13 protein-coding genes are annotated in these 13,609 nt (G+C 59.4%); 8 read left to right on the top strand and 5 right to left on the bottom strand.

Translation table 11 applies throughout. The annotated features are described in order from the left end of the window. From ACT3UA_RS12940 to ACT3UA_RS12930, 3 genes are all read left to right on the top strand, one after another. On the top strand, positions 1-160 hold a 160-nt coding region (locus ACT3UA_RS12940), incomplete at its 5' end, for an LPXTG cell wall anchor domain-containing protein (protein WP_444616828.1). Between the two features lie 103 nt (positions 161-263). After that, positions 264-1,037: a DUF5819 family protein gene (locus tag ACT3UA_RS12935; protein WP_444616824.1), complete on the top strand. Its 774-nt coding sequence runs from the start codon at positions 264-266 to the stop codon at positions 1,035-1,037. Beyond that, positions 1,028-2,101, top strand: coding sequence for an HTTM domain-containing protein (locus ACT3UA_RS12930; RefSeq protein WP_096289300.1), 1,074 nt, complete (start codon positions 1,028-1,030; stop codon positions 2,099-2,101). Before ACT3UA_RS12935 ends, ACT3UA_RS12930 begins: the two co-directional genes overlap by 10 nt. A 90-nt stretch (positions 2,102-2,191) precedes the next feature. Here the strand turns inward: ACT3UA_RS12930 and ACT3UA_RS12925 are convergent, their stop codons facing one another. Together ACT3UA_RS12925 and ACT3UA_RS12920 are read right to left on the bottom strand one after the other, a co-directional pair. Further along, complete coding sequence (locus ACT3UA_RS12925; RefSeq protein WP_096289298.1) at positions 2,192-3,574, bottom strand: NAD-dependent succinate-semialdehyde dehydrogenase; 1,383 nt, start codon at positions 3,572-3,574, stop codon at positions 2,192-2,194. 270 nt (positions 3,575-3,844) lie between these two features. After that, positions 3,845-4,906 carry an aldo/keto reductase gene (locus ACT3UA_RS12920; protein WP_096289296.1) on the bottom strand — a complete coding sequence of 354 codons (1,062 nt, stop codon included), beginning with the start codon at positions 4,904-4,906 and terminating at the stop codon, positions 3,845-3,847. Between the two features lie 257 nt (positions 4,907-5,163). On the opposite strand from ACT3UA_RS12920, the gene ACT3UA_RS12915 reads away from it, so the two are divergent. Then, positions 5,164-6,738, top strand: a complete 1,575-nt coding sequence (locus ACT3UA_RS12915; protein WP_444616821.1) for a hypothetical protein — start codon at positions 5,164-5,166, stop codon at positions 6,736-6,738. Between the two features lie 170 nt (positions 6,739-6,908). Here the strand turns inward: ACT3UA_RS12915 and ACT3UA_RS12910 are convergent, their stop codons facing one another. Continuing rightward, positions 6,909-7,052: a hypothetical protein gene (locus ACT3UA_RS12910; RefSeq protein ID WP_176484320.1), complete on the bottom strand. Its 144-nt coding sequence runs from the start codon at positions 7,050-7,052 to the stop codon at positions 6,909-6,911. A gap of 166 nt (positions 7,053-7,218) precedes the next feature. On the opposite strand from ACT3UA_RS12910, the gene ACT3UA_RS12905 reads away from it, so the two are divergent. After that, on the top strand, positions 7,219-8,010 hold the full coding sequence (locus tag ACT3UA_RS12905; protein WP_444616819.1) for an alpha/beta fold hydrolase: 792 nt from the start codon (positions 7,219-7,221) through the stop codon (positions 8,008-8,010). After that, entirely contained in the window at positions 8,007-10,562 is a 2,556-nt protein-coding gene (hrpB, locus tag ACT3UA_RS12900) for an ATP-dependent helicase HrpB (RefSeq protein WP_444616817.1), read from the top strand. The genes ACT3UA_RS12905 and hrpB overlap by 4 nt, the downstream gene beginning before the upstream one ends. Before the next feature lie 75 nt (positions 10,563-10,637). On the opposite strand, the gene ACT3UA_RS12895 is transcribed toward hrpB, so the two are convergent. Then, complete coding sequence (locus ACT3UA_RS12895; protein ID WP_096289290.1) at positions 10,638-11,870, bottom strand: acyl-CoA dehydrogenase family protein; 1,233 nt, start codon at positions 11,868-11,870, stop codon at positions 10,638-10,640. Between the two features lie 83 nt (positions 11,871-11,953). Continuing rightward, positions 11,954-12,640: a TetR/AcrR family transcriptional regulator gene (locus ACT3UA_RS12890; RefSeq protein ID WP_176484319.1), complete on the bottom strand. Its 687-nt coding sequence runs from the start codon at positions 12,638-12,640 to the stop codon at positions 11,954-11,956. 150 nt (positions 12,641-12,790) lie between these two features. On the opposite strand from ACT3UA_RS12890, the gene ACT3UA_RS12885 reads away from it, so the two are divergent. Beyond that, positions 12,791-13,222 (top strand): hypothetical protein, encoded by a 432-nt coding sequence (locus ACT3UA_RS12885; RefSeq protein ID WP_096289286.1) that lies wholly within the window; start codon positions 12,791-12,793, stop codon positions 13,220-13,222. Positions 13,223-13,324: 102 nt separating this feature from the next. Beyond that, a complete protein-coding gene (locus ACT3UA_RS12880; RefSeq protein ID WP_096289284.1) occupies positions 13,325-13,564 on the top strand; it encodes a hypothetical protein in 240 nt (79 codons plus the stop codon). Positions 13,565-13,609 lie beyond the last annotated feature (45 nt).

Below are 13,609 nucleotides of genomic sequence, written 5' to 3'. Positions count from 1 at the left end.
TTCCGGTGATAATGACGGAACGCAGAAGGATAAGCAGTCCAATAAGGACCGTCTTGCAGATACCGGAACCAACGGTTCACTGCTGATCGGTGCGGGGGCACTGTTGCTTCTGATGCTTGGTGCTGGAGCTACATTGCTAGCTCGTAAGCGCAAAGCCTAAAGCAGTAGTTATTTAGTCCAGAAATAGGAAGGGGCATCCACGGATGCCCCTTCCATTTCGCATTAAGAATTTCATCAGGTATGAAATTTATAGGAAGGTCCGAATGGGAGAGAATAATCAGATGAGGCAACAAAGAACGAAGCCAAAAGTAGCTACACTGATGGTTCTCCTTTTGGCTGGAATCGCCGCCCTTGGCCATATTGGGGCAACCATGGCATTCACCGGACCTTCAACTCCTATCAAGACCTCGTTGCAACCTGAACTTAATAGGTATTTCCTTGGGCCCTTAGATCAAGGATGGAGCCTCTTTGCACCTGGTCCGTACTCGCAGGATGAATACTTCACGTTCCGTGCGTGTCTTTCTAGCATGGATGTTTGTGCCGGAGGGCAGTCAAAGGGTGCAGAATTTACTGAATGGCGTAACGTGACTGCTGAAGAAATGGCCAAACGAGCAGGCAATATGTTTGCTGATCGGGAAACTAAGCAATCTAAAGTGATTCATGGTCGTTTGTGGGGCGCTACATCAGATTTGAGCAGCGACGCACGCTCTGAAATTGCGAAGCCGTTCATCCAGGGAACCCCCGTTTTCGGGGTGGATCTTAGTTCTCCGGAAGCTATGGATAAATATTCTACGTCGGAGCTATCAAACCTTCGCGCTTATAAGCGACTTGAAGACACAGCGGTTGGATTTGCATCTTTGTACGCCATCGAACAATGGGGTGGGGCCGCCATCGTTGAAATCAAACTGCGACGAGAACCAGTCACATCATTCGCGCAACGGCATAATCTTGATGCAGAAAGCACCCCCATAGAGACCAATATTGGATGGCGTGATACAAGAGAATTTAGCGAAGCGGCGGTAGCGGCATGGAAATGAAATTAGATCAGAAAAATGATCCGTCCATTCGAAGCTGGATTTCTAGAAACAAGAGTTTGCCTGCGGATTCGTTTGCGTGGGTCTATCGTTGGTTCGTCAACGAACGCCATGGTGCATATGGGTTAGCCGTAATGAGAATGGCTTCTGGGCTCATCATTCTGGGATGGTTGTTGATTAATGCACCTATCGCAGTCAAGATTTGGGGTCCTGGCTCGGAATACCTTGAACCTTATCGAGCTGTTCTGGGGTACAACTGGCCACTTGATATCCTTCGTGACGCTGGCCTTGGGTTCTTTGTCAGCTGGTATGTCGTCGCAATCCTCTTGGCTGTTGCATTCACAATCGGCTGGAAGACACGGATAATCACACCCCTGTTCTTCATTTTCTACACCGCTATTAATGCGCAAAACACGCCGATATCCGACGGTGGAAATTATTTCATTCGTATCATGCTGATCTACCTGATTTTTGCGGATCTTTCGAAACATTGGTCGTTCGACGCGTGGTTGAAAAAGCGCAAGGGTAAAGCGAACCGTGAGTTCGAAATAGTAACGGTACTCCACAACATTGCGTTGTGCCTCATAGTTGCTCAGCTATGCATTGTGTACCTCGAAGCTGGCCTCTACAAGGTGCAGGGAAACCTGTGGCAGAACGGCACAGCCATGTATTATCCGATCAGTTCCGAGGCCTATGGTGTATTCCCATGGATGAGTGAGTTGCTATCCTCCAACTCATGGATCGTTGCACTGATCACGTACGTTACGGTCATTGCGCAAATAGCATTCCCATTCATGCTCTTCCATAGGATCAGCCGAAGAATTGCTCTGATTACAATTCTGGGCATGCATATCGGAATTGCTGTGGTTATGGGACTACCATTTTTCTCCGGAATCATGGCTTCCGCAGATGCCGTCCTAGTTTCGGGCGCGACTTGGATCACCATTCAGGCTTGGTTGGCAGGATGTTGGAGGAAGGTCATTCGTCCGCGCAATCGAGATGCAGTCATAAACGAACCGGAAGATTTGAAGACCGAATCGAAGGACGAAATTTCAGCATCCGTGTAGAAAATTAAAAAGATAAACTTGAGGGTGGGCTTCCGATCGGACGCGCACCCTCAAATTTATCTGCAGTACGGGTCTAGAATCCGTAACTCATTATTCGCCGATGTAGAACAGGCGCTTGTTCACAAATTCTTCCATGCCCAGCGGCCCGAGTTCGCGGCCGAAGCCCGAACGCTTCACGCCACCAAAGGGCATTTCTGCACCCTCGGCAGCTGCAATGTTGACGTTCGCCATTCCGGACTGCAGCCCCATAGCGACCTTCGCGGCGCGGGCCTCGTCGGTGGAGTGCACCGAACCGCCTAGGCCGTAGATGGTGTCGTTGGCGAGCTCCAGCGCTTCGTCATCGCTGCTGACCTTGTACACCACGGCTACCGGGCCGAAGAGCTCTTCATAGTAGGCGCGCATGTCCTTGGTGACACCGCTGAGTACCGCGGGGGAGTAGTAGGCGGTTGGGCCCTCGTGCAGCACGCCGCCGGCGTGCAAAGTGGCGCCCTTGGCTACCGCGTCCTGCACCTGGGCGTCAAGGTCTTCGGCGGCCTTGCGCGAGGAGAGCGGGGCGAAGGTGCCTTCAAGTTCGGCCAGCGGGTCACCCGGGGTGAGCCCGTCGGCGCGCTTGGTCAGTTCGGCGACGAAGCCGTCAAAGATATCGTCCATGACGATCATGCGCTTATTCGAGTTGCAGGCCTGGCCGGTGTTGTCGATGCGGAAACCCCATGCGGTTTCGGCGATGCCGGCAACGTCATCGGCGTCAAGAACGACGAACGGATCCGAGCCGCCCAGTTCCAGCACGGCTTTCTTCAGATTGCGTCCGGCCTGCTCGCCAATGATTGCGCCTGCGCGTTCGGAGCCGGTCAGCGAGACACCCTGAATGCGCGGGTCGGCGATGATCGTGGAGATCTGGTCATGGGTGGCGAAGACGTTGTTGTAGACGCCGGTGGGCACCCCTGCCTCGTCCATGATTTCTTGGAGGGCCAGTGCCGAACGCGGGCAGGACTCGGCGTGCTTGAGCACGATGGTGTTGCCCAGCATCAGGTTAGGGGCGGCGAAGCGGGCCACCTGGTAGAGCGGGAAGTTCCACGGCATGATGCCAAGCAGCGGGCCCACTGGACGGCGCTGGACGACTGCCCGGCCTCCGGAGAAGGACTTGATCTCCTGGTCTGCGGCCAGAGTTGGGCCCTCGGTTGCGAAGTATTCGAAGATCTCCTTGCAGTATTCTGCCTCGCCCACGGCCTCGGATAGCGGCTTTCCCATTTCAATGGTCATGATCTTGCCAAGTTCATCTGCGCGATCGGCGAAGAGTTGTGCGACCCGGTTGACGATCTTCGCGCGTTCGTTGATGTCGACGTTCTGCCACGATTCAAAGGCCGATTGTGCCGCGGTGAGCGCCTGCTCGACCTGCTCGTCTGTAGCCGCCGGGAATTCTTCAACGATCTGACCGGTCGCTGGGTTAAGTACCTTGTAGGTCGGGGCGCTCATGATGCTCCTGTCTAGTCTGATTTGAGGTCTGGCGTGGGTATGTGGATTCCACGATACGCACCACGTCCGTAAAATGAATGTGAATCACTTCACGAAGCGTCTTATTCGAGCATATCCTCAGTTCAAAGATTCAGCCACACGCAGATCCGTTGGAACGTCTGGAATTTATGACTGATTCCTCGCGAATGTCTCCTATTCGCCGAGCAATGCAAAACACCCACAATACGTTTGAAGAAAGCGTCTTGTGGGTGTCTTGGCCAAACGCAAGAGTTAGCTGATTGCGGAGTTCTTCCACCAGTCGATTCCTGCGTCGCCCTGGGCGATCTCGGAAATCTCCTTGAGCTCGGACTCGGTGAACTGAAGGTTGTTCAACGCGCCAAGGTTCTCATCGAGCTGCTTGGTAGAGGACGCTCCGATCAGCACCGAGGTGGCCGCGCCCTCGCGCAGCAGCCAGGCCAAGGACATCTGCGCCAACGACTGGCCGCGGCGCTGCGCGATGTCGTTGAGCTTGTGGATCTTGGTCAGGTTCTCATCGGTCAGCTGGGCTTCGAGGGAGCGGCGCCCGCCCTGGCGCTGCACTTCGGTGCCGTTGAGGTACTTATCCGTCAGCAGACCCTGTGCAAGCGGAGTGAAAGCGATGGCTCCCATGTCTTCCTTTTCCAAGGTAGCCAGCAGGCCATGCTCAACCCAAGGGTTCAAGATGTTGTAGGACGGCTGGTGGATTACCAGCGGGGTGCCCAGCTCGACTGCGATCGCTTTGGCCTGCGCGGTGCGTTCGGCCGAGTAGGAGGAGATGCCCACATAGCTGGCTTTGCCCTGGCGCACCAGGGTATCGAGCGCGCCGATGGTTTCCTCCAGCGGAGTCTTCGGATCGTAGCGGTGCGAATAGAAGATATCCACGTAGTCCAAGTTCATTGCCTTCAGCGAAGCTTCTGCCGACGCCAGCAAATACTTGCGTGAACCGTAGGTGCCGAAAGGCCCGGCCCACATCTCGTAACCGGCCTTCGAGGAGATGATCAGCTCATCGCGGTACGGCATGAAATCCTTGCGCATCATGCGCCCAAAGTTTTCTTCCGCCGAGCCGGCCGGTGGGCCGTAGTTATTGGCCAGGTCGAAGTGGTTGATGCCATGGTCAAACGCGTGGCGTAGGACTTCGCGCTGGGTTGCGAAGGGGCGGTTGTCGCCGAAGTTCCACCACAGGCCCAAAGAAAGGGGAGGCAGCACGAGGCCGGAATCACCGACGCGACGGTAGCCGAAGTTCTCATAGCGGCTGGCTGCTGCGACGTAGGGGCGGTGGCTGTCTGGATGCGGATTAACGAGTTCGTACTCCACGTAGAACCTTCCTGTAGAAAGACCTGTTGCTATCTGTGCACAACTCTATGGCAGAATTGCCGGTTCATCACCGATTTAAGGGCCACGAATAAAAGCGAACCCGAGTTCCGGGGGAGGGGCAGCCGAAAACTGCAGAGCATTTATTGGCATGCGCCGCGGATTTTTGCGCGGCGCAGAAGAAGTCACGTCAGCGGAGAATAAGCGAGCCCGCGATAGGGTGAAGTTTGGATATGCTGCAAATAACTGTGAGGACCTTCGTGATTTCCAAAGCGACAAAATCCCTTGCCGCCATGTTGATCTGCGGCCTGTTGGCCGGCTGTTCGTCGGGCGGGTCGGGGCAGAATCCGCAAGAGCCCAACGCCTCAAATTCGGCGGTAGCTTCTCCGCCCAAGCCCACACCCGAGCCGCTGCCGGAGTTCGCGCAGGAGTTCAATAAGCGTTCCGCTGGCAAGGCGGCCACCCTCACGGTGGGAGCCTCGAATCTAGGCACCAGCCTGAGCGATGACAATATCGGTGTGTCCTTCGAGGCAACCGAACTCAGCGACCCGCGCTGGGACCCCGCTGCGGGCAACCTCGATGAAATGCTCATCGGGTTGGGGCAGCCCGGATTGCGCTTCGGCGGCAATGTCCTGGATCGGGAGATGTTCTGGACCTCCACCGGTGAAAAAGCTCCCAAGGGCAAGACCCTGGTTACTCCACAAGACCTTGAACGCGTGATGAAAACCGTCGAGAAGATCGACGCGAAGGTGACCATCGGCATCCCCCTTGGCACCTACGACCCGAAGCGCGGGGCCGATATGGCCAAGTACGCAGTAGAGATTTTCGGTGATCACCTGGTGGGAATCTCCATTGGCAACGAACCCAACGGGTATACCAATGATGCCCGCCCGGGACTTCGGATACGCGAACCTTCCCAGTGGAATGAGAAGAAGTTTGTCACCCAGGTGCGCGCCTATGCCAAGGAAATTGACCAGGAGACCGGACCCGAGGTTCCGCTCGTTGGTCCCGGAGTCTTCGACGGTTCGTGGATGAGCGCATTCCTCGACGCAAAACTGCCCAACACCACCGCGCTGACCCAGCATTACTACGCGACCTACGATTGTTCCTCGGATAATATTCCCGGCCGCGGCCCAGAGTGGCAGAACCTCTTGGACCCGGTGGTGAGCAATAGCGCCAAGAAGATGATTGGCATCGGTTTGGACAAGGCCGAAGCGAAGAAGCTGCCGCTGTGGGTGGAAGAGACCGGTTCAACCAGCTGCCCGGGCACAAACAACACCTCCCGCACGCACGCGAGCGCGCTGTGGACGGTGGACCATATCTTTGACACCGCAAGCATGGGCGTAGAGCGCATGAACATGCACTCGATGCTCGGAGCCTGCCGCGGAGGCGCACCGATGTCTGTGGTTTGCTCCGCAGAAGGCACCGGGGAACTGGGTGCAGGGCAGGTGCTGGCCCAGCCGAACTATCTTGCCATGCGCTTGGCGCGTTTGAGCATCGGTAGCCAGTTCATGAAAACGACGCTCTCCGGAGACAAAAACCTCCAGGGCTACGCGGTCAAGGCGAAAAACGGCCGAGTGCTGGTCACCGTCGTGAACAAGAACGATGCGGCGAAAAATTCGAAGAACCCGGTCACGGTGAACGTTCCTCAGGGATACAAGGCCACCCGGGCGGCACAGATCCATGCCCCAGGCAACGGTGCCATAAAAGCCACCGAGCTGACGGCCATAGCGCCATTCGCCGCCAAGGGCAGTGGCGTGACTAAGAATGCGGCAGGAAAGCTGCAGCTGGATGTGGCGGCAAGCAGCGCCACCACCATCGAGTTCACCAAGTAGCGGGGCAGCTGATTAAAATGAAGAACCGATCCGCGGGGTCAAGGAGGTAACGTCCGCGCGGACCGGTTCTTCTAATTCACTCGCACCCTTGAGAAGGTAATAACCACTCTAGGAGGGGAAACTTACCGCCAGCTGGGTGCCAAGTTAACGCTTCCTAGGATTTAGCGTGCCTAGTAGTTTGATGGTGGGTCGGAGGCAGGGAATGATTCGTCTTCCCATTCCTCCACCATCTCCTCGTCATGATCGTGCTTCACGTGAGCTTTGGCTTGTTCTTGAGTCTCGGCGCCGACTTCTTCGTCTGGATGGTTGCTCATGATGCTCCTTCCCTCGCAGGTCTAGGTGTCTGGGCGGTCAAACCGCCGACCACATACCTTCAGTGTCATACTTTTGCCGGTCAATGTCGATAGAAAACCGGCAACGCCGCCCGCACCGCGCGGCCGTAAATTGCCCGCTGGCCCCCAACAGGATTTAATCGCTAGTATGCCAATGATCAATAACCCCGCAGATAATTCCGAGATCTTCTTTGATGACGACGGTGCCGCGGGCGAGCCGATTCTTTTCCTGCACGGGTCGGCGCTATCCCGCTCGATCTGGCGCGGGCTGGGATACACCAAGGCGCTGGGCGGCAACCGCCGCACCATTCGCATGGACCTGCGCGGCCATGGCAAATCGGTGAAATCCCACCGGGCCGCCGATTACACCATGGAGAAAATCGCCGGCGACATCCATGCGGTGCTCGATCATCTAGGTATTGCCGCCGCACATATCATCGGCTATTCCTTTGGCGCCCGCAGCGGGCTGCAGGTGGCGATGCAGAGCCCCGAACGCGTGCTGTCCTTAACCATGCTCGGCGGCACCTACGAGATCACCGACGGGGAAATCGGCAAGCTCTTCTTCCCCGGCTACCTCGACGTGCTGCGCCAGGGAGACATCGAAGGGTTTGTGACCGGTCAGGAAACCAGAGGACGGCTGGATCCGGCGACCAGGTTTGCGTTCCTTTCCAATGATCCGCTGGCCTTGGCCGCCTACTATGAGGCAGCGGAAACAGTGCAGAATATCGCGCTGAACCAGCTGCCTGAGATCAAGGTTCCCACCTTGCTGCTTATCGGCACGCGCGACCAGCCGCGCTTCGACCAGAACAAGATCATGGCTCGCGCCATGCCCAACGCCCGCATGGTGGCTCTGGCCGGGCGGACCCACGGCAGCACGCTCTACCCCATCGAACCGGTGGTGAGTGCGATCGAAAATTTCTGGACGGCACCGCGAGCATGAGCCGGGCAGCCTTCAACCTTGAACGCATCGCCGCGGGGTTGGCCTTCGGTCCCAGCCGCGCGGAACTGCACGCCGCGCTGCGTGCCCATCCAAACCAGCCGCTGGTGATTCAAGCGCCACCGGGCTCGGGCAAAACCACCATCGTTCCACCAACGGTGGCCGAGGCGCTGGCGGCACAAGGACTCACCGGAAAAATTATCGTCACCCAGCCACGCCGGGTGGCGGCACGTGCCGCGGCCCGGCGCCTGGCCCAGCTCGATGGCTCGGCCCTGGGGGACCGGGTAGGTTTTGCGGTACGCGGGGAACGCCAAAGCTCCGCGGACACCCAGATTGAATTTGTCACCGCCGGCCTGATGCTCCGCCGGCTGCTAGGGGACCCCGACCTGGCGGGGGTCAGCGCGGTCATCATCGATGAGGTCCACGAACGGTCCATCGACACGGACCTCTTGCTGGCCATGGTCAACCAGGTCAGCGAACTGCGTGAGGATCTCAGCCTGATCGTCATGAGCGCCACCCTGCAAGCCCGAGAGCTGTCGCAGCTGCTGGCCCGGCAGACCCCGGCCCCGGTGCTCACCGCCAACACCGCGCAATTCGAGGTGGCCGAGCTCTTCGACAGCTTTTCCGGTAGGCGCAACTCCGAGCGCGGGTTGAGCGACGAGTACCTGCGCCATGTCGCTCAGGTGGCGGTGAAGCATTCGCGCCAGCAAAACCACGGTACCAAGGCAACGGTAGATACCTTGGTCTTCGTTCCCGGAGCACGCGAGGTTGACCGGGTCTGTGCCCAGATCGGGGCCTCGGGCATCCAAGCCTTTGCACTGCATTCGCAGATCCCCACCAAGGCCCAAGACGAGGTGCTCAGCGAGCCTTCGGCTGCACAGGGACCGCGAATTATCGTTTCCACCTCGATCGCCGAATCCTCGCTGACCGTACCGTGTGTCCACCTGGTGATCGATGCCGGCTATGCGCGCGAACCACGCAGGGACGCGGCACGTGGCTTTGGCGGCCTGGTGACGGTTGTCGCCAGCCGTGCCGCGGCCACGCAGCGTGCCGGCCGTGCCGGGCGGCTCGGGGCAGGAACCGTGGTGCGCACCCTTGATCCCAAGTCCTTCGCGGCCGCACCGGCTCATTCGGCCCCCGAGATGCAGACCGGAGACCTGGTGCAGGCCGCGCTTTCTCTGGCCGCTTGGGGTACCCCGCGCGGTGAAGGGCTCGCCCTGTGGGAGGAGCCGCCGCCGGGCACGATGCGCACCGACGAAGAGGTGCTGCGCAGCTTGGACGCGGTGGACGAGCAAGGAAAAATCACCGCCCTGGGCGAACGGATGGTGAAGATCCCGGCCGACCCGCGCACCGCACGCGCATTGCTGGCCGGGGCCGAGCATTTCGGCTCGCGTCCCACCGCGGAAGCTGTCGCTCTGTTGGCGAGCACCGAACGCATCGACAACGCCGATCTGAACGAGCTGCTGAGCTCCATTCGCCGGCCTTCGCATCCGGGACACCGGGCCTGGGTGCAAGAGGCCAAGCGCCTTGAACGCCTCGCCGAGCAGGTTCCGGCCGTGGATCCTGACGGTGCGCTCGCCGGAGTCTGCGCCTTGGCCTACCCGCACTGGGTGGCACGAAAGGTCCAGGACAATGACTACCTGCTGGCCTCGGGCACACGCGCTTCGCTGCCGGGCGGAAGCCATCTGGCCCATTATGAATTCTTGGCCATCACCGAGGTCACCCGGGCCGGGACCAGCACCGGAGCGGTGATCCGCCGCGCCGCGGGTATCGAGTGGGAACAAGTGCTCGGCCTGCTGGGCCACCTGCACCGGATCACGGAGAGCGCGAAACTGGTGGACGGGAAAATTTCGGCACGCAAAGTTGAGTCCTTCGGTGCCATCGAGCTTTCCGCCCACCCGATCAAGGCCACCAAGGAACTCGGCCGGCAGGCGGCGGCAACGGCATTGCGCGAGCAGTCGCTGGCGCTCTTTGGCGAGCAGCCGGCCTTTGAAGCGCTGCGGCGCCGGATGGCTGTGGCCTACCGATTGTTGGGTGCGCCTTTTGTGCCGGTAGATGAGCCGACGCTGGTGCAGACGGCGCAGCAGTGGCTGGCCTCCGGCCTGGAGCAGATCGCCGCGGGGAAGCCCGCGGGGAAGGTCGACCTCGTCGGCGCGTTGCGCACCCTGTTGCCGTGGCAGCATGCGCACGAATTCGACTCGTTGGTGCCCGAGCGTTTGCAGGTCCCGTCCGGATCGCGGATTCGCATTGGCTATCCGCCGGTGGATGAAGGCGGTCCGGCGGTGGTGGCGGTCAAGCTGCAGGAGTGCTTCGGGCTTAGCGAATCCCCGCGGCTGGTGCGCGGGATGCTTCCGGTGCAGTTCCATCTGCTTTCACCGGCTGGCAGTCCGCTTGCGGTGACCGAGGATCTCATCTCTTTCTTCAACGGACCCTACGCGCAGGTACGCGCCGAAATGCGCGGCAAGTATCCGCGGCATCCCTGGCCCGAAGACCCGTGGGAACATCAGGCGACGGCCTACACCAAAAATCGTCTGCGCCGGGAAAGCTCAAAATAGCAGCAATAACCTCGTTGGCCGGCACCGCTGATGCGGTGCCGGCCAACGAAGTTCTCGTATTTTCGGGATCGCGGGTTAGGCGAAGGCCGAAATGCCGGTGATGTTGCGGCCCATCAGCAGCGCCTGCACGGTTTCGGTGCCTTCATAGGTGTGGATGGCCTCGATGTCGGCAAAATGGCGGGCCACGCGGTTGCTGGTCAGGATGCCGTTGCCGCCGAGCAGGTCGCGTGCATTCGACGCGATCTGGCGCGCGGTACGCGTGGCGGTGTACTTGGCCAGCGAGGCCTGCGGACCGGTCAGTTCGCCGCGGGCCTCGCGTTTCGCGGACTGCACTGCGAGCAATTGGATGGTCGCCAGTTCGGACTGCATCCGAGCCAAGCGTTCCTGCACGATCTGGCTAGCTGCCAGGGGGCGGCCGAATTGGATTCGCTGCTTGGCGTAGAGCACCGCGGATTCGTAGCAGGCGGTGGCATGGCCCACGGCCGACCAGGCGACCCCCAGCCGGGTGGCGAACAGCACCCGTGCGGTGTCCTTGAAGCTGTGCGAATCCTCAAGCACCTCAGCGTCGGCCACGAAGACGTTGTCCAAGCGGATATGCGCCTGCCAGATGGCGCGTAGCGAGAGCTTGTGCTTGATGGTCGTTGCGCTGTACCCCGCGGTCTGTTGATCGACCAGGAAGCCGCGGACGTTGCCCTCGTCGTCGCGAGCCCAGATAACGGTGATGCCGCCGATGGAGCCGTTGCCAATCCACTTCTTCTCACCGTTGAGCACATAGCCGCCCGCAACCCGATGCGCGCGGGTTTCCAAGCCAACCGAGTCCGAGCCGTGGGTTGGCTCGGTCAGTGCGAAAGAGCCGGGAAGCTCCCCGGCGAGCATCGGCAGGCCGTATTTGGCTTTCTGCTCCGGGCTGCCGCAGTACATGATCGAGCGCAGCGCCAGCCCGCCCTGGACGCCCACGATGGTGGCCACCGAGCCATCCCCACGGGCCATTTCCAGATTGATCAGTCCGGCGGCCATGGGGCTCATGGAAGGCAGCCCGTCCACGTCCAGGCCATCGCGCAGCAGGCCGTAATCGCCGAGCTTCTTGATCAGATGCACCGGGTAGTCTGCCTTGTCCCAGTATTCGTGGATGTCGTCCTTGACCTCTTCGAGGATGAACTTGCGGGCCCTAGCACGCCATTCGGCGTCGGCCGGATCGACCTCGGCCAGCACTCCGGTGGGGTCGATATCTACCCCGTCTGCCCAGAGGTCGTACTCGGGCTCCACAACACCGGTGGGAAACTCGAATTCGGTGTGCTGCTGGGTCATTTGGGTGCGCTCCTTAGCGGAAGGTCAAAAACTATTCTTCAACCAGCCTAATGGAACGCAGTGTCATGTCAAGAAACTAGGTGTCACTGCTTGTGTTCACGCAGGGCTTTGGCCACCGCATCAAGCACGGTCTGCTCATCGCTGCCTTCGTCGAGCACCGACACCACCACCCGAGGTGACCTGGCCGAGGACTTCGGAGCATTGCCCGGATCGAGCAAGTCGGCGAAGCGGTCCAGGAATAAACGCACATCCCCGGCCAGGCGCTCCCTGTCGGTGGCCGAAGGGTCGCGCAGCCACAACCGCAGGTGGTCATTGTGGATGGCGACCAATCCGGCACTGATGCCCAGGCAGAGGGCTCGGTGCGGGGCGCTGGCGGCAAGCTCCCGGGCGGAAAGGAAATCGTAGAAGGCCCGCTCATAGCGATGGGTGGAAACTAGTTCGCGTTCCCGCAGCGAGGGCACCGAAGACAGCAGGCGGTGGCGCAACTGCGCCGCTTCGGGATTCATGGTGTACTGGTCGAAGACCACATGCGCCGCATCGATCAGCGTTTGGGTTGCGTTGACCGAAGAGGCCGCGAGGGTCGTTTTGATGTGGGTGATGATCATTTCCTGATCCGCGAACACCATGTTTTCCTTGGAGCCGAAACGGCGGAAGAACGTGGAGCGCGACATTCCGGCGGTCGCCGCGAGCTCGTCGACACTTGTCGTGTCGAACCCTTGGGTGATGAGGAGGTCCAGGGCTGCTGAAGGTACGGCGGATGAAGAGATCATGATTCTTGAATTTAGCATGTTTCCACTTTTCAGCTCCGGCTCACGGGACTAAATGATTGTGATCATTCCCCGGGGTGACTACGCTGAGGTCTAAGGCCACTCATTTCAGGAGTGTGGCCGCAAAACAACTTGGAAGAGAAGTGAGGGCCCATGGGAATCTCTATCGCAAACGCCGCTCTACGTTTGGTCAGTGGCGCATTCATTCTCAACAGCGGAATCAACAAGCTGCGCATCGATGAGGCTAGCGCCGCCGGACTGCAGCAGCTTGCCTCCAACGGCATTCCTCAGCTGGGCGAGTTGGAGCCTGCAGCATTCGGCAAGGCGGTCTCGGTATCCGAAATCGCGCTGGGCAGCGCCTTGCTGTTGCCCATCATTCCCTCGCGCCTGGCCGGCATGGGTCTCGGGGCCTTCTCGGGTGTTCTGCTGTCTTCCTACCTGCGTACTCCGGGAATGACCGAATCCGATGGCATTCGCCCAACGAGCGACGGTACGGCCCTGGCGAAGGATGTCTGGCTTGCCGGCATCGCCGTGGCCTTGATCTTTGGCCGCCGCGCAGTCAAGCAGGCCAAGAAAAAGAAGTAGTACTCTCAAGCTATTGAGCAGAGCATTGGGTTCGACGTAAGTTTGACTTAGGGTTGCAGGTTTTCAGTAGTCACTATCAAGTTCCTAACAAGAGGAGAACCCATGGGTTTCTTGGATAACGCAAAAAAGAAGCTGGGCGAAGCAGTCGAAAACGTCAAGGAATTTGCTGGTGATGCATCCGAGAACGTCAAGGAATTCGCTGGTGATGCATCCGAGAACGTCAAAGAGTTTGCTGCCGACGCCACGGAGAATGTGAAGGACCTCGCTGCCGACGCGCAGGAAAAGATTGGCGAGACGGTCGAGAAAGCCAAGGGCGAAGATAAGCCGGACCAGTCCGCATAAGTTTCCTCAGGACCTGAAACAGGTGTGGCTCCGCGTAAAAAATGC

The sequence above is a fragment of the Glutamicibacter sp. 363 genome (assembly GCF_052379505.1).
Lineage (GTDB): Bacteria > Actinomycetota > Actinomycetes > Actinomycetales > Micrococcaceae > Glutamicibacter.
The sequence above is the reverse complement of the archived record's forward strand: the minus strand, read 5'-3'. Positions and strand labels throughout refer to the sequence as shown.